General features: G+C 66.2%; 15 protein-coding genes. All 15 read left to right on the forward strand.

Features of this window, described 5'->3' with window-relative positions; all coding sequences use genetic code 11:
- The first annotated feature begins 26 nt into the window (after positions 1-26).
- The 15 genes from Q9246_RS03965 to Q9246_RS04035 all read left to right on the forward strand — a co-directional run bounded on the left by Q9246_RS03965 (position 27) and on the right by Q9246_RS04035 (position 18,574).
- Positions 27-1,076: an ABC transporter substrate-binding protein gene (locus Q9246_RS03965; protein ID WP_306395619.1), complete on the forward strand. Its 1,050-nt coding sequence runs from the start codon at positions 27-29 to the stop codon at positions 1,074-1,076.
- Between the two features lie 199 nt (positions 1,077-1,275).
- Entirely contained in the window at positions 1,276-2,478 is a 1,203-nt protein-coding gene (locus Q9246_RS03970) for a cupin domain-containing protein (protein ID WP_306395621.1), read from the forward strand.
- Between the two features lie 57 nt (positions 2,479-2,535).
- Positions 2,536-4,095, forward strand: coding sequence for an ethanolamine ammonia-lyase reactivating factor EutA (locus Q9246_RS03975; RefSeq protein ID WP_306395622.1), 1,560 nt, complete (start codon positions 2,536-2,538; stop codon positions 4,093-4,095).
- A complete protein-coding gene (gene pip, locus Q9246_RS03980) occupies positions 4,092-5,108 on the forward strand; it encodes a prolyl aminopeptidase (protein ID WP_306395624.1) in 1,017 nt (338 codons plus the stop codon). The genes Q9246_RS03975 and pip overlap by 4 nt, the downstream gene beginning before the upstream one ends.
- A gap of 183 nt (positions 5,109-5,291) precedes the next feature.
- Positions 5,292-6,362 (forward strand): ABC transporter substrate-binding protein, encoded by a 1,071-nt coding sequence (locus Q9246_RS03985; protein WP_306395626.1) that lies wholly within the window; start codon positions 5,292-5,294, stop codon positions 6,360-6,362.
- 154 nt (positions 6,363-6,516) lie between these two features.
- Entirely contained in the window at positions 6,517-7,377 is an 861-nt protein-coding gene (locus Q9246_RS03990) for an IclR family transcriptional regulator (protein WP_306395627.1), read from the forward strand.
- A gap of 75 nt (positions 7,378-7,452) precedes the next feature.
- Positions 7,453-8,463, forward strand: a complete 1,011-nt coding sequence (locus Q9246_RS03995; protein WP_306395628.1) for a 2Fe-2S iron-sulfur cluster-binding protein — start codon at positions 7,453-7,455, stop codon at positions 8,461-8,463.
- 60 nt (positions 8,464-8,523) lie between these two features.
- Positions 8,524-10,338: an ethanolamine ammonia-lyase reactivating factor EutA gene (locus tag Q9246_RS04000; RefSeq protein WP_306395629.1), complete on the forward strand. Its 1,815-nt coding sequence runs from the start codon at positions 8,524-8,526 to the stop codon at positions 10,336-10,338.
- Complete coding sequence (locus Q9246_RS04005) at positions 10,335-11,039, forward strand: class II aldolase/adducin family protein (RefSeq protein ID WP_306395630.1); 705 nt, start codon at positions 10,335-10,337, stop codon at positions 11,037-11,039. The genes Q9246_RS04000 and Q9246_RS04005 overlap by 4 nt, the downstream gene beginning before the upstream one ends.
- Positions 11,040-11,438: 399 nt before the next feature.
- Positions 11,439-13,181 carry an ABC transporter permease gene (locus tag Q9246_RS04010; protein WP_306395631.1) on the forward strand — a complete coding sequence of 581 codons (1,743 nt, stop codon included), beginning with the start codon at positions 11,439-11,441 and terminating at the stop codon, positions 13,179-13,181.
- A gap of 87 nt (positions 13,182-13,268) precedes the next feature.
- The gene (locus tag Q9246_RS04015) at positions 13,269-14,393 is read left to right on the forward strand and encodes an ABC transporter ATP-binding protein (RefSeq protein ID WP_306395633.1); all 1,125 of its coding nucleotides are present in this window, start codon (positions 13,269-13,271) and stop codon (positions 14,391-14,393) included.
- A gap of 187 nt (positions 14,394-14,580) precedes the next feature.
- Positions 14,581-15,390, forward strand: coding sequence for an NAD(P)-dependent oxidoreductase (locus tag Q9246_RS04020; protein WP_306395635.1), 810 nt, complete (start codon positions 14,581-14,583; stop codon positions 15,388-15,390).
- Between the two features lie 74 nt (positions 15,391-15,464).
- Complete coding sequence (locus Q9246_RS04025; RefSeq protein WP_306395636.1) at positions 15,465-16,037, forward strand: cupin domain-containing protein; 573 nt, start codon at positions 15,465-15,467, stop codon at positions 16,035-16,037.
- A gap of 102 nt (positions 16,038-16,139) precedes the next feature.
- Positions 16,140-17,258 (forward strand): cupin domain-containing protein, encoded by a 1,119-nt coding sequence (locus Q9246_RS04030; RefSeq protein WP_306395637.1) that lies wholly within the window; start codon positions 16,140-16,142, stop codon positions 17,256-17,258.
- An 80-nt stretch (positions 17,259-17,338) separates the two neighbouring features.
- The gene (locus tag Q9246_RS04035) at positions 17,339-18,574 is read left to right on the forward strand and encodes a porin (RefSeq protein ID WP_306395639.1); all 1,236 of its coding nucleotides are present in this window, start codon (positions 17,339-17,341) and stop codon (positions 18,572-18,574) included.
- The last annotated feature ends 1 nt before the right edge of the window (position 18,575 follow it).

The following is an 18,575-nucleotide window of genomic DNA, read 5'->3' on the forward strand; positions in this document are numbered from 1 at the left end:
CTGCCGGCACATTGGCGACATTGGGAATGGCGTTGTTGTTCGGGCTGCCGTGCGCGGCCCAGGCGCAAGGCACGGCCCAGGACAAGGGCAAGCACCACGCGCTGTTTACCTACCAGGGCCCGGACCGCGAACAGCGGCTGCTCGAGGGGGCTCGCAAAGAGGGCGCGATCGTGGTGTATACCTCGCTGAACCTGAAGGACTCGGTGCCGATCACCGATGCGTTCGAGAAGAAGTACGGACTCAAGGTCTCGCTGTGGCGGGCCGGCAGCGAGAAGGTGCTGCACCGGACCGTCACCGAAGCGCGCGCCGGGCGCTTCTCGCCCGACGTGATCGAGACCAACGGTCCCGAGATGGAGGCGATGTACCGCGAGAAGCTGCTGTCCGAATTCTACAGCCCGGCCTTCAAGGACATCCCGGCGGTGGCCTTCCCGCCGCACCGCCATTACGTGGCCGACCGCTTCAATTTCTTCGTCCTCGGCTACAACACCAACCTGGTCAAGCCGGAGGACGTTCCCAAGTCATACCAGGACCTGCTGCATCCGCGCTGGCAGGGCAAGATCGGCATCGAATCGGGCGACAGCGACTGGTTCGCGGCCGTGACCAAGTCGATGGGCGAGAAGGAGGGGCTGGAGTACTTTCGCAAGCTGGCCGCGACCCAGCCGCAGATGCGCACCGGCCACACCCTGATGGCCGAACTGCTGGCGGCCGGCGAACTGCCGCTCGCGGCCACGGTGTACAACCACAATATCGAGCGCCTGACCCAGAAGGGCGCCCCGGTCCGGTGGATTCCGCTGGGCCCGACCTTCGGCCGCCCGAACGCGATCGGCGTCGCGCGCCATGCGCCGCACCCACACGGCGCGCTGCTATTCACCGACTTCATGCTGTCGCGCGAGGGGCAGGACCTGATCAAGCAGCGCAACCGCGTCCCGGCCAGCACCGCCGTCGAGACGAATCTCAACAAGTTCGCCTACAAGATGATCGATCCGGTGATCGTGCTCGACGAATCGCAGAAATGGGAACGGCTGTGGGCCCAGCTGTTCCACAAGGGCCAGGCGCCGAAAAAAGCCGACGACTGACCACGGCGGGCCCTGGCGGCCCGCTTTCCTTCATTGCTCCCTTTCCTCCGGTCCGCGCCCGCGGACCGCGTCCTTCCGGCCCCGCTTGTTGACTTTCAATTCCGCGGGGCGTACCATCAATCCCATAAGAAGGAACGCAATTCCGTATATCGGAACATGCCGACCGAAGGCCACCTGTTCATATAGATGAGGAAGAGACATGCCGCACGATAAAGACCGGACCCACTGGCACGAACCCGCCGCCAACAAAAAGGCCGGCTTCGGCGAATTCAAGAAGCAGCCGACGCCCTACGACGCCTATATGGAACAGGAAGGCATTCCCGTGTTCCGCGATATCGGCATCAGCAATGTGCGCAACCTGCCGCTGGTGCCCTGGGCGCGGCGCGGCGGCCGCGGCCACTTCATCCAGCTGTACGGCACCGAAGGCAAATGGGGCTGCTACGTGATCGAGGTGCCGCCGGCCGGCGCCCTGAACGTCGAAAAGCATATGTATGAAGAGATCTTCCTGGTCATCGAAGGCCGCGGCACCACCGAGGTCTGGCAGGAAGGCGACACCCGCAAGCACGTGTTCGAGTGGCAGGCCGGCTCGCTGTTCTCGATCCCGATGAACGCGATGTACCGGATCGTCAACGCCACCTCCAGTGGCGCGCTGCTTTTGGCGGGCAATACGGCGCCGAACGTGATCAATATGATCAACAACTTCGACGCGGTGTTCAACAATCCCTTCATCTTTCACGACCGCTTCAGCAGCGCCGACGACTTCTACAAGGCGCGCGACGAGATCGAGCCGGATCCGGTGCGCGGCCTGGCGATGCGCCGCACCAACCTGATCCCGGATGCGGCCAATTGCGAGCTGCCGCTGGACAACCGGCGCTCGCCCGGCTACCGCCGGGTCGAGCCCTTCATGACCAATAACTGCTTCTACTTCTGGATCGGCCAGCACGAGAACGGCCGCTATTCGAAGGCGCACGCGCACACCTCGGCCGCGATCCTGATCTGCCTGAAGGGCAAGGGCTATACCTATACCTGGCCCGAGCGCCTCGGCGTGAATCCGTGGCGCGACGGCTTCGGCGACCAGGTGCGGCGCCTCGACTACGAGCCGGGCGGCATGGTCACGGCGGCGCCGGGCGGCGCGCGCTGGTACCACCAGCACTTCAGCGTGTCCGAGGAGCCGTTCCGCCTGACCGCCTGGTTCGGGCCGCACAATCCCGGCCGCGATCCCGGCCCACCGGGCGAGAAGCACACCGACTACACGGCGATCGACGTCAACGAGGGCGGCACCGCCATCCCGTACTGGATGGAAGACCCGTTCGTGCGCCAGGAGTACGAGGCCAAGCTGCGGCAGAACGGCGTCGCCAACCGCATGGACCCGGCCTGGTACCTGCCACCCGGCGTCAAGTAAACGCAGCGGCCGCCGCCGCCGGCGGCCCATTACCAGCACCGTTCGACAAGGCATACCATGAGCAGCAGCAGCAGTAGCAGTACCGGCAGCGGCGGCGAGGAAGGCGGCCGCATTTTCTTCAGCAACGTCAGGCGCAGCCTCGAGGAAGAAGACGAGATCCGCCTGGTGAGCGTGGGCGTGGACATCGGTTCGTCGACCTCGCACCTTGTGTTTTCGCGCATGGTGCTGGAACGGCTCGACAACCGCTACATCGTGTCCGAGCGCGAGGTGCTGCACGAATCCGAGGTGCTGCTCACGCCCTATCTCGACGACCACTCGATCGACGCCGCCGCCCTCGGCGCCTTCATCGCGCGCCAGTACCGGTTGGCCGGCGTCGATCCGCAGGGGATCGATACCGGGGCCCTGATCCTGACCGGGGTCGCGGTGCGGCGCAGCAATGCGCGCGCGATCGCCGACCTGTTCGCGGCGCAGGCCGGCAAGTTCGTGTCGGTCAGCGCCGGCGACGCGCTCGAGACCACGCTGGCCGCCTTCGGCTCCGGCGCCGCGGCGCGCTCGATCCGCGAGAATGCGCGCGTGATGAATATCGACATCGGCGGCGGCACGTCCAAGATTGCGGTCTGCGAACATGGCGAACTGGCCGGCATGACGGCGGCCGACGTCGGCGCGCGCATCGTGTCGTTCGACGCCGACGGCCGGGTGCGGCGGATCGAAGAAGCGGGCCGCCGCTTCGCGGCCGAAGCCGGCCTGGCGCTGGAGATCGGCGTCAGGCCCGATCCGGCCCTGCTGGCGCGCATGGTGGAACGCATGGCCGACCGGCTGTTCGGCATCGTGTGCAACCGCGACCCGGACGGCGCCAGCGCCGCGCTGCTGCGGATCGACCCGCTGCCGCCCGGCCGCGCGCCCGACGTGGTCACCTTCTCGGGCGGCGTGTCCGAATATATCTACGGCCTCCAGCCAGAGGCCTACGGCGACCTCGGTCCCCAGCTGGCGCGCGCCATCCTCGAGCGGGTCAGGGCCTGGGGCCCGCGCATCGAACGCCCCGAGCAGGGCATCCGCGCGACCGTGGTCGGCGCCTCGCAGTACACGATCCAGGTGAGCGGCGCCACCATCTATGTCGAGCCGCACGAACTGCTGCCGCTCAAGAACACCCAGGTGATCGTGCCGCGGCTGGCGCTCGGCGACGAGGTCCTCGACAGCGAGGCGATCGCGGCCGCGGTGCGCGCCGCGCTGCGCCGCTTCGACCTGCTGCAGGGCGAGCATCCGGTCGCCCTGTGCTATCGCTGGCAAGAGTCGGCGACTTTCGCGCGCATGGATGCGTTCTGCCGCGGCGTGGCGGCTGGCATGGCGACCCTGCTCGAGCGCGGCCTGCCGCTGGTGCTGGTCGGCGAGGGCGATATCGGGGGCCTGATCGGCATCCACTGCAAGCAGGAGCTCGGCCTGGGCAACCCGGTGGTGTCGATCGACGGCATCACACTGAAGGAATTCGATTTCATCGACATCGGCGCGCTGCTCGATACCTCGGGCGCGGTGCCGGTGGTGATCAAGTCGCTGGTATTTCCCACCAGCGCCGCGCTGGGAAGGCCGGTCGACACGGCCATGGAAGCGGTGGCCGCATGATCCTCGCGGCCGACGCGTGGCAACCCTTCGCCGACGGCCGCTATCCGCCGCTCGAACCGGACGCCAGCGGCCTGCTCGACGTCGACGACGGCCACCGGCTGTACTGGGAAACCTGCGGCAACCCGGCCGGCCAGCCCGCGCTCTTCCTGCACGGCGGGCCCGGCGGCGGCTGCACGCCCGGCAGCCGGCGCTTCTTCGATCCCGAGCGCTACCGCATCGTGCTGTTCGACCAGCGCGGCTGCGGGCGTTCGCGGCCGCATGCGGCATCACCTTCGGCGCTGCATGCGAACACGACAGCCCACCTGCTGGCCGATATCGAGCGGCTACGGCTGCACCTGGACATCGAGCGCTGGCTGCTGTTCGGCGGCTCCTGGGGCGCGACCCTGGCGCTGGCCTATGCGCAGGCGCATCCGCAGCGGGTCAGCGCCCTGGTGCTGCGCGGTGTGTTTACCGCGCGCCGTTCCGAACTGCGCTGGCTGTACCAGGAAGGCGCATCGCGCCTGTTCCCCGAAGCCTGGCACCGCTTCTGCGCGCCGATCCCGGCGCCGGAGCGCGGCCGCATGGTCGAGGCCTATCACCGGCGCCTGGCGTGCGGCGACGCCGTCCTCGAGGCGCGCGCCGCGCGCGCCTGGTGCGGCTGGGAAGAAACGCTGGCGTCGTGCCTGCCGCATGCCGGCGGCGCCTGGCCCGGACCGGTTGCCGACGTGGCCATCGACCCGGCCGCCGACCTGGCGCTGGCGCGCATCGAAACCCATTACCTGCGCCAGGGGGCGTTCCTGGAAGAAGGCCAGCTGCTGGACAATGCCCATCGCCTGCGCGGCATCCCGGGCGCGATCGTCCAGGGACGGCAGGACGCCGTCACGCCGGCGGAGACCGCGTGGGAGCTGCAGCGGCTGTGGCCCGAGGCACGGATGCACATGGTGCCGGGCGCCGGCCATGCGTCCTGCGATCCCGGAATGGCGGCCCGCCTGGTCGCGGCGACCGACGCGTTTGCGGAAAGATGGGAGAAATAGACTTGCCCGTTCCTTTATGTGGAACGCTGTTTCATTTTATTGCAATGGCGGGAAAACAGCCCTACAATCATTCCAACGACATACCGCAAGGAATGTATACCGCGGTTGAGAAAAATGCGACTGAAAATTTAGTTCCCTAGCGTCGCAGTATAAATACACGATACCGGAGGAGACATGAAGAGCATGAATCGAAAGCGCGCGTTTTGCCTCGCCGCGGGCATCGCGGCCGTCGCGGCCGCCACCGGCTGGTCGCAGCCGACTTTGGCCCAGGCCCAGGCCCCCGCCGCCGCCGACAGGCACGCGGCGATCTACATGTACCGCGGCGCCGACCGCGACAAGCGCCTGCTGGCCAATGCGCGCAAGGAAGGCAAGGTGGTCGTCTACACCTCGCTGGCCACCAAGGAGTCGATGCCGCTGGCCAAGGCGTTCGAGAAGAAGTACGGGATCAAGGTAGTCCTGTGGCGCTCGACCAGCGACAAGGTAGTGCAGCGCGCCGTCACCGAGGCGCGCGCGCGCCGCTACGCGGTCGACGTGGTCGAGACCAACGGCCCCGAGGTCGAGATGATGGCGCGCGAGAAGCTGCTGTCGCCGTTCCATAGTCCCCATTTCGTCGACCTGCCGCCGGAAGCCTTCCCGGCGCACCGCCTGTGGGTGGCCGACCGCCTGAACTTCTTCGTGGTCGCCTACAACACCAACAAGGTCAAGCGCGCCGACCTGCCGGCTACCTATGAGGGCTTCCTCGACCCGAAATGGAAGGGCCAGATCGCGCTGGAAGCCACCGATTCCGAATGGATGGCGGCCATCGTCAAGCACTGGGGCGAGCGCGGCACCAAATTCTTCGACCAGCTGGCGGCGGCGCGGCCGGGCGTGCGCAAGGGCCATATTTTGCTGGCCGAGATGGTCGGCGCGGGCGAGGTGCCGGTGGCGCTGACAGTCTATAACTCCGAAGTGGAATCGCTCAAGCTGCGGGGTGGCCCGGTGGACTGGAAGCCGGTCGAGCCGGTCATCGGGCGCCCGCAGGGGATCGCCGTGGCGAAGAATGCGCCGAATCCGAATGCTGCGCTGCTGTTCGCCGACTTCGTGCTGTCGCCCGAAGGCCAGCAACTGCTGCACTCGATGGGCAGGGTGCCGTCCAGCCACAAGGTCAAGACCGAGTTGAACAACTTCCCGTTCACCATGATCGACCCCGCCGTCACGCTGGACGAGCACGACAAGTGGCAAACGATGTGGGACAACTACTTCATCAAGCGTTGAGCGGGACGATATTTCTGCCGTGCAGTGCCGGGCTCGCACTGCGCCTTTCGTGGTAGAGGCTGCGTTTCAGGCTTCACCGGGCCGGTTTCTTGGTATGCTTCCGGCTCTCTCAACCGCGCTGTGGAAACACATCGCACCACCGAAAGGAAGAAACATGCGCAGAGCCCGTACATCGGATCAAGGCGTCCAGGCTGCCGAGCCGGCCGTCGCGGTCGAGGACGACGAGCCGAAGACCCGGCTCTCCTCGGTCGCCAATGCGATCCGCCTGATCAAGACGTTTTCGGATACCGAGTATGAAATCGGTATCAGCGAGCTGAGCAAGCGGCTGCGGCTGCCGAAAAGCTCGGTGCACCGCCTGGCCAGCACGCTGGCCGACAGCGGCATGCTGGAACAGAACGAAGAGACCGGCAAGTACCGCCTGGGCCTGGTGATGTTCGAACTGGGTTCGCTGGTGCGGCGCAAGATGGACTTCTCGAGCACGGCCAAGCCTGAACTGATGAGCTTGCGCGAAAAGACCGGCGAGACCGTCCACATGACGGTCATGGGCGCCACCAGCGTCATCTACATCAATACGCTGGAAAGCACCAAGTCGATCCGCATGACGCTCGACGTCGGGATGCGCAAGCCGGCCTACTGCACCGCCGAGGGCAAGGTGCTGCTGGCGTTCAAGTCGCCCGACGTGGCGGAGGCCATCATCGCCTTCGGCCTGCCGGAGCGCACCCCGAAGACCATCACCGATCCGGTGGTCTTCCAGAAGGAACTGGCCTCGGTGCGTAGCCGCGGCTATGCGATCGACGACGAGGAATGCGAAGTGGGGCTGCGCTGCATCGCGGCGCCGGTGCGCGACCACAACGGCAACGTGATTGCCGCCATCAGCGTCGCCGGGCCGTCGCAGCGGCTGACCAAGAAGCTGCTGGAAAGCCATGCGGCCGAAGTGGTGGAAAGTGCGGAAGTGATTTCGAAGCGCCTTGGTTATCAACCGATGTCGCATCGCCGGGTAGGCGGTCGGCTCTAGGCAGCGGAAACGTAGTACGGACAGGCAGGTGGCGCGCGCTGGTCCGTTCCGCTCGATAAGGAAGATCTGTTCGTCATGCACAAGATACATATCGAGGGAACCGGGCTGGCGTTCGAGTGCGCCCCGGGAGACACCATCGCGCGCGCCGCGATCCGCGCCGGCATCGGCCTGCCGTATGAATGCAATGTCGGCAGCTGCGGCACCTGCAAGGTCGAGCTGCTCAGCGGCGAAGTGGTCTCGAACTGGCCGGCGGCGCCCGGCCTGAACGACCGCGACCGCGGGCGCGGCCGTGTTCTCGGCTGCCAGTCGCGCCCGGGCAGCGACTGCAGCGTCAAGGCGCGGGTGAGCGAGCAATACCTGAGCGGCTGCGTGCCGCGCCGCTTCGCGGCCACGCTGCTTGGTCAGCGCGACCTGACCCACGACATCCGCGAATTCCGCTTCGCCCTGCTCGAGCCGGTCGAGTTTCGTCCGGGGCAGTATGCGCTGCTGCAGCTGCCGGGGGTGGAAGGGCAGCGCGCCTATTCCATGTCGAATATCGCCGGCGACGGCCTCCATTGGGAGTTCCAGATCCGCCGCGTGCCCGGCGGCCAGGGCGGCGCGGCCCTGTTCGAGCGGCTCGCGCCCGGCGACACGGTGGCCTTCGACGGCCCCTATGGCCTGGCCTACCTGCGCACCGATTCCCCGCGCGACATCGTCTGCATCGCCGGCGGCTCGGGCCTGGCGCCGATGATCTCGATCGCGCGCGGCATGGCCGCCGATCCGGCGCTGGCGGGGCGCAAGCTGCACTTCTTCTATGGCGGGCGCACCGCGCGCGACATCTGCGGCGGCGACATGCTGGCCGCGCTGCCGGGCTTCGGCGAGCGCGTCCTGTGGCATCCGGTGATCTCGATGCCCGAGGCCGACGGCCACCAGTGGACCGGCCCGACCGGCTTCGTGCACGAGCTGGCCGGCGCCACGCTGGGCGCCGGGCTGCGCGAGCACGAGATCTATTTCGCCGGACCGCCGGCGATGGCGCAGGCGGTGCAGCGCATGCTGTACGAAGCCGGTGTGCCCGCGGCGCAGATCCACTACGACGCATTCTATTGAGCCGGCGGCCCCGCCAGGCCGGGGCCGCGGGCGTTCCACCCCACCATCCAGGAACAGCATATGTCGGACGATAAAGCAGGCGGCCCACGGCCGGGACACCAGATCTCGGACCACCAGTACGGGCTGGACTACGACCACGTGCATGACGGCGACGACGCCGACCATGACCACGACCATGACGATTTCAGCTCGCTCGGGCCGCTCGAGGACAACCCGATCTGGCAGCAGGACCACGTCTCGCTGGTGAGCGTGGGGATCGACATCGGTTCTTCGGGCACCCAGGTGATCTTCTCGCGCATCAAGCTGCGCCGCATGGGCGAAGACCTGTCGAGCCGCTACTTCGTGGTGGCGCGCGAGACCCTGTACCAGTCGCCGGTGGCGCTCACGCCCTACCAGGACAGCACCCGCATCGACGAGGCGGCGCTGGGCGCTATCATCGACCAGGCCTATGCCGGCGCCGGCCTGCATCCCGACAATATCGATACCGGCGCCGTGATCCTGACCGGCGAAGCGCTGCGCCGCGAGAATGCGCAGGCGATCTCGGACGTGCTGTCCGACCAGGGCGGCGAATTCGTGTGCGCCACCGCCGGCCACCACATGGAGTCGATGCTGGCGGCCTATGGCTCGGGCGCCGCGCGCGCCTCGCACGAGCTGGGCAAGCGCCTGCTGAACGTCGACATCGGCGGCGGCACCACCAAGCTGGCGCTGGTCGAGGGCGGCAAGGTGGTCGGCACCGCCGCCATCCACATCGGCGGACGGCTGATGGTGGTCGACGACAGCGACCGGCTCGTGCGCCTGGATCCGGCCGGCCAGTACCACGCCGGCCAGGCCGGCTTCGCCTGGGATCCGGGCAGCCAGGCGACCGCCGCGCAGCGCGCACAGGTGGCCGAGTGGATGGCCGACGCCCTGGTCGCGGCGATCACGAGAAAGGGCGCCAATCCCGAAGTGGACGCGCTCTACCTCACCGATCCGCTTGCGCGCCTGGGCGAGGTCGAAGGGATGATGTTCTCGGGCGGCGTGGCCGAATACGTGTATGGACGCGAGGAGCGCCAGTTCGGCGACATGGGCAAGCTGCTGGGGGCGGCGCTGCGCCGGCGGGTCGATGCCGGCGCCTTCGGCTGGCCCATGCTGCCGGCCGGCGAATGCATCCGCGCCACCGCGCTGGGCGCCTCGGAATACTCGGTGCAGCTGAGCGGGAACACCACCTATATCTCGAGTCCCGGCAAGCTGCTCCCGCGCCGCAACCTGCAGGTGCTGCAGCCGGCCTACGACTGCGGGGCCGAGATCGACAGCATGGCGCTGGCCGACGCGATCCGCGGCCACTTCAAGACTTTCGACCTGGTGGAGGGCGAGAGCGAGGTAGCGCTGGCGTTCCGCTGGGCCGGCCCGCCGTCGTACCAGCGCATCGCCGCCTTCGCGGCCGGCATCGCCGCCGCGCTGCCGCGGACCCTGGAACAGGGCAAGCCGCTGTACCTGATCCTCGACGGCGACCTGGCCCATACCCTCGGGCGCCTGATGCGTGATGAGATGGAACTGGCCAGCGAGATCCTGGTGATCGACGGGATCGTGCTGTGGGACTTCGACTATATCGACCTGGGACGGATACGGTTGCCGTCGCAGACCGTGCCGGTGACCGTGAAGTCGCTGGTGTTCAGCCAGGATCCGCGCACGCCGGCGGGCAATCCGCGCAACGACCTCAAGTACCGGCCGCATGTGAAGGGGCACGGGCACTCGCACGGCCATGGTCACCACCATCATCATCATGGCCATGGGCACGACCATGGCCACGATCACACGCACGATCACGATCACACGCACGACCATAGCCACGACGCTCCGCCTGGGCAAGGCACGCGCAAGGAAGGCCCGCCATGAACGCCGAGAGGGGAGGGGACATGCTCGAGGTGCTGGAACAGAAGCAGATGCTGGTCGACGCCATCCTCATGCTGGAGCGTGCGCAGATCATCGATTTCAACGGCCACTTCAGCGTGCGCGCCGGCGATGGCCGCCACATGCTGATCAACTCCGGCAAGTCGGTGCGCAGCGCGCTCACCGTCGATGACATCGTGGCCATCGACTTCGAGGGCAAGCTGGTCGAAGGGGACGCCGCGCCGCCCATGGAATTCCACATCCATGCCGAGCTGTATCGGCGCCGCCCCGAGGTCGGCGCGGTCGTGCACACCCATCCGCTGTGGTCGACGCTGCTGGGCATGGTGGGCGCGCCGGTGCTGCCGGTGATCATGCAGGCCGCGGTGCTGGGCGAGATCCGCAGCTTTCACAAGACGGCGTCGATCAACAACCGCGTGCTGGCCGCGGAGCTGGCCGATGCGATGGGCCAGGCCCGCGTGGCCACGCTCAAGTCGCACGGCGCGGTAGTGGCGGCCGAGGGCATCCTGGAGGCCTTCGTGCTGGCGGTGTACCTGGAAGAGACGGCGCAGCGCCAGTACATGGCGCTGCAGGTCGGCACGCCGGCCGTGCTGGCGCCCGAGCAGCTCACGGCCATCCAGGCCAATCTATGGAAGCCGCACCTGCTGCAGAAGGTGTGGGATTACCACCGGGCCAAGCTGGTTCGCTGAGCCTGCCGGCGGCCCCGGACAGCTGCACCAGCGGTCGGCGTCGAGCCTTCATCGGCGCCGCGCTGCGCCGCATCCGAACGGTGTTAGCGGTCACAAGAAAATGAGCGTCGCGGCGCGCCCGTCGCGGCGCGCATGCGACAGCGTATGACGCAAGAACCTGCCCCGCAATGGTGCGCGGCGAGCCAGTCATGTGCGCATGCGCCACGACTTGACTTCCCGTCAAAAATTAAATTTGGTTTTTGTTGACATCGACAAAAGCGCTAGGTAAATTCGACTCGTGCTTGTATGTGAACCGATGTTCCGTATATCAGAACGACGAAGTTTGAAACGGAAAGCAAGGCGGGGCACTCCAAAAATTCAGAAATGCCGGCAATGGCATTCAATATAGGAGACGTGGTTATGGAAGCAGTACGGACGCTATCGGCCGAGTATGTAGACAAACCTTCGCTGTGGCGGCGCATCGACATGAAGTGGCTGGTGATCGGCATCTGCGTGCTTGGGGTGTCCTACCTCGCGCTGATGCCGCTTTTCTTCCTGCTCTGGCAAAGCTTCTTCACGCCCGAGACTGCAACCCAGCCGGCCACCTTCACGCTCGGTAACTACCTCAGCGCCTACACCAGCCCGGAGACCTTGCGCCTGCTGCTCAACTCGGTCACCTTCGCGGCCGGCACCTCGGTCCTGGCCTTCATCACCGGCACCGCCCTGGCCTGGATGAACGAGCGCACCAACACCCCGTTCAAGTCGCTGTTCTTCGCGCTCTCGATCATCCCGCTGATCATCCCCGGCATCCTGTTCACGGTCGCATGGATCCTGCTGGGCAGCCCGAAGATCGGCATCATCAACCTCCTGATCCAGAACTGGTTCAACACCGACTACGTGCTGTTCGACGTGTACTCGATGTGGGGCATGATCTGGGTCGAGGGCCTGCACTACTCGCCGATGGCCTTCCTGATCATGACCGCCGCCTTCCGCTCGATGGACCCGTCGCTGGAAGAATCGGCGATGATGAGCGGCGCCAGCATCCGCCAGATCGCCTGGCGCATCACGCTCAAGCTGACCTGGCCGGCGATCTTCGCGACCTTCCTGATCCTGTTCATCCGCGCGATCGAGTCGTTCGAAGTGCCGGCGCTGCTCGGCCTGCCGGTCGGGATCCAGGTGTTCACCTCGTCGATCTACCAGGCCATCCACCAGTATCCGAGCCAGGTCGGCCTGGCCTCGTCCTACGCCGTGACCCTGCTCCTGATCACCACCGTCGGCATCTACTTCCAGTCCAAGCTGTCCAGCCAGGGCAGCAAGTATTCGACCGTGACCGGCAAGGGCTTCCGCCCGCGCACCATGGACCTGGGCAAATGGCGCTACCTGACCGCCGCCATCTTCATCGTCTACTTCGCGCTGATCGTGGTGCTGCCGTTCCTGGTGCTGGTGTGGTCCTCGCTGCAGAAGTTCTATTCGGTGCCCTCGATGGAAGCGGTGCAGAACCTGTCCCTCGACGCCTACCGCTTCATGCTCGACTATCCGACGCTGGCCTCGTCGACCTGGAACAGCCTGGTGCTGGCCCTGGGCAGCGCCACCGTCATCATGTTGCTGACCTCGGTGATCTGCTGGATCGTGGTCAAGACCAAGCTGCCCGGCCGCTGGCTGCTGGACAACCTGGCCTCGCTGCCGATGGTGTTCCCGGGCCTGGTACTGGGCCTGGCGATCATGGTGTTCTACCTGAACGTCGACATCGGCATCTACGGCACCATGTGGATCCTGTTCATCGCCTACGTGACCCGCTTCCTGCCGTACGGCCTGCGCTACAACACCACCTCGATGCTGCAGATCCACAAGGAGCTCGAGGAATCGGCGGCGATGAGCGGCGCGTCCTGGGGCACCACCTTCTGGCGTATCGTGCTGCCGCTGCTCAAGCCGGGCCTGATGGCCGGCTGGATCTACATCGTGATCGTCTCGATCCGCGAACTGTCGTCGTCGATCCTGCTGTACAGCCCGGGCACTGAGGTAATCTCGATCCTGATCTGGGAACTGTGGGAGAACGGGCAATACGTCGAACTGTCGGCGCTCGGCGTGATGTTCATCATGATGCTGTTCGTGCTGGTCATGCTCGCCCAACTGCTGGGCAAGAAATTCGGCGTCAAGGAATAAACCGCGGCCGCATACGGACGGCAATCGGGAACACGGAACATCCCGGCCCCCGGCGGCCGGGGAACAAGCCAAAAACAGGAGACAGACATGCTTAGCGTTAAGAATCTTTGTACCGAGTATCCAAACGAGAAGGGCCAGGTGGTCAAGGCGGCCCAGGACGTCAGCTTCGACGTCCCCACCGGCAAGCTGTTCACCTTGCTCGGACCCAGCGGCTGCGGCAAGACCACGACCCTGCGCTCGATCGCCGGCCTGGAGCGGCCCAAGTCGGGCGAGATCACGGTGGATGGAATCGCGGTCTACTCGTCGGGCAAGTCGGTCTTCATCCAGCCGAACCGCCGCAATTTCGGCATGGTGTTCCAGTCGTACGCGATCTGGCCGCACATGAACGTGTTCCAGAACGTGGCCTTCCCGCTCGATGTCTCGAGCCGCAAATACAGCAAGCAGGAAATCGAGACCAAGGTGATGCGCGTGCTGACCGCGGTGGGCCTCGACCAGTATGCCGACCGCGAAGCGACCAAGATGTCCGGCGGCCAGCAGCAGCGCCTGGCGCTGGCGCGGGCGCTGGTCATGGAACCGAAGCTGCTGCTGCTGGACGAGCCGCTGTCGAACCTCGACGCCAAGCTCCGCGAGCGCATGCGGTTCGAACTCAAGCGCATGCAGCGCGAGCTGGGCCTGACCACCATCTACGTGACCCACGACCAGAGCGAGGCGCTGGCCCTGTCGCACGAGATCGCCGTCATGAGCGCCGGCCGGATCGTCCAGTGCGGCTCGCCGCGCGCGATCTACGAGCGGCCGCGCAACAAGTTCGTCGCCGACTTCGTCGGCATCACCAACTTTCTCGACGCCACCATCCAGGCGCCCGAGGGCACGGTGCGCGAGCGCTTCCGCGTCCAGTCGTCGATCGGCAACCTGTGCGTGACCTCGTCCGAGGACTTCCGCGCCGGCGATACGGCCCTGATCTCGGTGCGTCCGGAAGACGTCGACCTGAGCGCCACGCGCCCGGATGGCGAGAACGTCACCGAAGGCGTGGTCGACACCAAGGTCTTCCTTGGCGAATACATGGATTACCAGGTCCGGGTGGCCGACCGCATCGTGCTGGCGCGCGTCCACCCGTCGTTCAATGTGTCGACGGGATCGACGGTGTACCTCTCGATGAATCCGGAAAAATGCATCTGCATTCCGGACGACGAGCAGTACCGACAAGCCGCCTGATCCTGCCCCGCGGTCCCCCGCAGTACACGACGTGCGCCGCAGTTGCGGCGCGGCGGGGGCAGCCCACGTCCTGAGGATTCGTCATGAACCGCATTCGTACCGCGAGGTGCTGGCTGTTTACGTCCCTGCCGTTGCCGGCCGGGCCCGCGCCGGCCGCAGCTGCGCACGTTTTTCATAGGGAGACGCCATGCAAACGATTGGATTGATCGGCGCCGGGCGGATGGGTTTGCCGATCGTCGGCCACCTGGCGCGCGCCGGCTACCGGGTGCTGGTCAGCGAACGCGACCAGGCGCGCGTCCCGGACATCGCCGCACGCGGCGGCGAGGTGGTCGACCAGCAGCTGCTGGGCGCCGGGTCCGAGGCCATCCTGGTGTGCGTCGGCTACGACCGCGAAGTGCGCGAACTGCTGCAGGCGCCCGGCGCGCTGCTGGCGGCGGCGCGGCCGGGCACGATCGTCGCGGTGCTGAGCACGATCCATCCGAAGACCATGCAGGAGCTGGCGGCGCACGCCGCCGCGCAGGGCGTGCACGTGGTCGATTCGACCGTCTGCCGCGGCGGACGGGCGGCCGACGAGGGCACGTTGCTGTCCTTCGTCGGCGGCGACGCCGAGGTGGTCGAGCGCCTGACCCCGGTGCTGCGCGCCTACTCGTCCGACGTGGTGCACAGCGGCGGCGTGGGCACGGCCCAGGTCTCGAAGGCGGTCAACAACCTGATCCTGTGGGCCTGCCTGGTCGCCAGCCACGAAGGCCTGGCGCTGGCGCAGCGCTACCAGGTCGACGTGGAAGCGCTGCGCGCGGCCCTGATGACCAGCAGCGCGACCAACGGCGCGCTCGGCAACTGGGGCGGCCAGTCGATGGCCTGGGCCGAGGACGACATGGAGATCGTGGCCGCGATGGCCGCCGACTGCGGCATCGCGCTGCCGCAATCGGGGCTGGTGCGCGAAGTCTGCCGCGGCCTCAAGCCGCGCCGCTACCAGCTCGAGAAATACGGCACCTGAATGCAGCGCTTATCCGAAGACGACGCGATCGTGAAGCCAGAGCACACCCCTGTACCCGACACCAAGGAGCGGCCATGAGCAAGGAGAACAAGCTTTACCACAGCAACAAGGAGCGCGTGTTCGTGCGCGCCATCGCCGGCCCGTACAACCTGCAGGACGAGCTGCTGCGGCTGCGCGCCATGCCGCGCGTGCGCAAGGCCAGCGCGATCCCGTTCGTCGACGGGCCGCAGGCCTTCAGCCGCCACTACGTGGAGCCGAAGGACGGCATCACGCAGAACTTCCACCTGCACCTGGAAGAGTACGGCCCGGGCGGCAAGTCGCAGAAGCACGGCCACGTCAACGAGGCGGCCTTCTACATCCTCGACGGCGTCGGCTACGAGGTGCACGACGGGATCCGCTACGACTGGCAGGCGGGCGACGTCGCCATTGTTCACAACAACTGCGTGCACCAGCACTTCAACGCCTCGTCGGACAAGCCGGCGCGCGCCCTCGTGCTCAAGACCAAGCCGATGTACATGTTCATGAACATGCTGTTCCAGAAGCAGGTCGAGGCGCGCGAGACCACCGCCGCGCCGGGCGGGGAGGGCTTCCAGGTGCGCGAGGAAGAAGACGACTACAACTACGGCGACTACGGCGACGCCCGCTGACACGGACACCGACAAGGTGAAGCAGACGGCCCAGGCCGGGCCGGCGAGCGCCGGCTGAACGATTTTTTGTCAAACACGTTTTTTTAAGAGCTGGAGATACAGATGTCCAAGAACGCAATGGTTTCAGATGAACTCGCAAAGAAATTCGCCACCGAAAAAGAATCGCCCTACACCCGTTGGGTCGCCGCCGAAGGGCTGGACATCATCAGCGCGCATTACGTGCCGAGCCTGAACACCGTCGACCTCAAGCCATGGGACCGCCGTGGCGGCAAGGGCGTATTCATCAACCACGAGGCCTCGCGCACCTCGAACGACTGCTATGTGTGCGAGATCCCGCCCGGCAAGCAGCTCGAGCCGCAACGCCAGCTGTTCGAGGAAATGATCTATGTGCTGACCGGGCACGGCTCGACCACGGTGTGGAACGACGCCGGCCAGCGCGTCACCTTCGAATGGCAGGCCGGCTCGCTGTTCGCGATCCCGCTCAACGCGACCTGCCAGCACTTCAACGGCTCGGGCCGCGACGCGGCGCGCTTCGTCGCCGTGACCAACGGACCGTCGGTCATCAACCTGTACGAGGACATCGATTTCGTCTTCAACACCAAATACGACTTCAAGAACCGCTTCTCGGGCGAGCCGGATTATTTCGACAACAAGGGCGAACAGAAAGGCCTGCTGCTGGAGACGAACTTCGTCGCCGACGCGGTGAACCTGCCCCTGATCAGCGCCAAGGAGCGCGGCGCCGGCGGTGGCCACATCCGCTTCAATATGGCCAAGGGCTCGATGAACAGCCATATCTCGCAATTCCCGGTGGGGACCTACAAGAAGGCGCACTGCCACGGTCCGGGCGCGCACGTGATCATCCTGTCCGGCGAGGGCTACAGCCTGATGTGGCCGGAGGGCGAGGAGCCGCGCCGCTACGAGTGGGAAACCGGCTCGATGATCGTGCCGCCCAACCTGTGGTTCCACCAGCATTTCAATACCGGCAACGCGCCGGCGCGCTACCTCGCCTTCAAGCACGAGGTGGTCTCGATCCGCAATGCCCAGGGCGTGCCGAAGGCGTGGATCAGCCAGCGCGTCGGCGGCGACCAGATCGACTATGCCGACGAGTCGCCGATCGTACGCAACCTGTTCGCCGAAGCCCTGGCAAAGAACGGACTGGAGCCTCGCATGAGCGATGCCTACCAGGCCGAACTGGCGGACCTGCCGCCCAAGGCCGCCTGATTTCGTAGCACACACCACGCGCCCGTCGATGTGCCGGCACAGGCACACGGGCCGGGCGTGACAACCTGGAGGAGACAAACATGAGAGCACTGAACAGAACGTCGATCGCGGTGGCAGCCATCTTCGCATGCGCCATGCCGGTCCTTGCGCACGCCCAGTCGGACATCACCATCTATGGCAAGCTGTACCCGCAGATCAATAACGGGAAGGCCTACGGCGCTACCCCGGTCGGCGCCAGCGGCAATAGCCTGGTCGGCCCGGTCACGGCGGAAGTCGACAACGTCGACGGCACCGTCATGGAGTCGAGCAATTCGCGCCTGGGCTTTCGCGGCACGGAAAAGCTGGGCGGCAGCCTGAAGGCGATCTGGCAGATCGAGATGGGCGTCGGCGTCGACAACGGCATCGGCGGCGACGGCACCCGCCTGTTCAGCCGCGACACCTTCGTCGGGCTCTCGGGCGACGCCGGCACGATCAAGATCGGCCGCATGGACACCGTCTACAAGAGCATCGGCGACGCGCTCAGCTTCCTCGGCATCTCGAGCGGCAACTTCGTCTCCACCAGCAATGTGCTGTCCAAGCCCGGCATGGGCGGCAGCGGCTCCAGCTTCCACCTGCGGCGCGACAACGTGGTGCAGTACACCTCGCCGGAGAAGAGCGGCTTCCAGGGCATGGTCGAATACTCGCTGGGCGAACTGTCGAGCAGTGGCCGCAACAATTCGCTGTTCGGGATAGGCGTCACCTACGAGGGCGGCCCGTTCTATTTCGCGCTGGCGCATGAACGGCACTACGACTTCTTCGGCGGTTCGCGCAACGTGGCGCGTTCGCTGTCGAATTACGACCGCACGGCGGGCCAGGGCCTGGCGGGCACCAGGTCGACCGATACCGGCACCCGCCTGACCGCCCAGTACGCGCTGACCAAGAACACCAAGGTCGAAGCGAACATCGCACGTCTCGAGTTCGACGAAAAGGGCGGCGCCGCCGGCTTTTTCGAGAACTATCGCACCGATACCTGGGGCATCAATGCCCAGCACAAGATCGGCGCCTTCACCCTGCAGGCCTCGTACGCGAGCGGCGACGACGGCGACTGCAAGCTGGTCGGCGGGGGCGGCTGCAATACCGTGGGCCTGGGCGGCAAGCAGCTCAACCTCGGCGCCGCCTACTCGTTCTCGAAGCGGACCATGCTCTACCTGATCGGCAGCAAGCTCGAAAACGACGAGTTTTCCAACCGCTCCAACCTGGGTGACCTGAACGATGGCGCCGCCGGCCGCGGGCAGCAGATCCGCCAGGTCGCGCTGGGCCTGAGCCACACCTTCTGAC

The sequence above is a fragment of the Telluria beijingensis genome (assembly GCF_030770395.1).
Lineage (GTDB): Bacteria > Pseudomonadota > Gammaproteobacteria > Burkholderiales > Burkholderiaceae_D > Telluria > Telluria beijingensis.

Coding starts and splice junctions, on each gene's coding strand:
- Q9246_RS03965 (WP_306395619.1), top strand. CDS start 27: ATGGCGTTGTTGTTCGGGCTGCCGTGCGCGGCCCAGGCGCAAGGCACG.
- Q9246_RS03970 (WP_306395621.1), top strand. CDS start 1,276: ATGCCGCACGATAAAGACCGGACCCACTGGCACGAACCCGCCGCCAAC.
- Q9246_RS03975 (WP_306395622.1), top strand. CDS start 2,536: ATGAGCAGCAGCAGCAGTAGCAGTACCGGCAGCGGCGGCGAGGAAGGC.
- pip (WP_306395624.1), top strand. CDS start 4,092: ATGATCCTCGCGGCCGACGCGTGGCAACCCTTCGCCGACGGCCGCTAT.
- Q9246_RS03985 (WP_306395626.1), top strand. CDS start 5,292: ATGAATCGAAAGCGCGCGTTTTGCCTCGCCGCGGGCATCGCGGCCGTC.
- Q9246_RS03990 (WP_306395627.1), top strand. CDS start 6,517: ATGCGCAGAGCCCGTACATCGGATCAAGGCGTCCAGGCTGCCGAGCCG.
- Q9246_RS03995 (WP_306395628.1), top strand. CDS start 7,453: ATGCACAAGATACATATCGAGGGAACCGGGCTGGCGTTCGAGTGCGCC.
- Q9246_RS04000 (WP_306395629.1), top strand. CDS start 8,524: ATGTCGGACGATAAAGCAGGCGGCCCACGGCCGGGACACCAGATCTCG.
- Q9246_RS04005 (WP_306395630.1), top strand. CDS start 10,335: ATGAACGCCGAGAGGGGAGGGGACATGCTCGAGGTGCTGGAACAGAAG.
- Q9246_RS04010 (WP_306395631.1), top strand. CDS start 11,439: ATGGAAGCAGTACGGACGCTATCGGCCGAGTATGTAGACAAACCTTCG.
- Q9246_RS04015 (WP_306395633.1), top strand. CDS start 13,269: ATGCTTAGCGTTAAGAATCTTTGTACCGAGTATCCAAACGAGAAGGGC.
- Q9246_RS04020 (WP_306395635.1), top strand. CDS start 14,581: ATGCAAACGATTGGATTGATCGGCGCCGGGCGGATGGGTTTGCCGATC.
- Q9246_RS04025 (WP_306395636.1), top strand. CDS start 15,465: ATGAGCAAGGAGAACAAGCTTTACCACAGCAACAAGGAGCGCGTGTTC.
- Q9246_RS04030 (WP_306395637.1), top strand. CDS start 16,140: ATGTCCAAGAACGCAATGGTTTCAGATGAACTCGCAAAGAAATTCGCC.
- Q9246_RS04035 (WP_306395639.1), top strand. CDS start 17,339: ATGAGAGCACTGAACAGAACGTCGATCGCGGTGGCAGCCATCTTCGCA.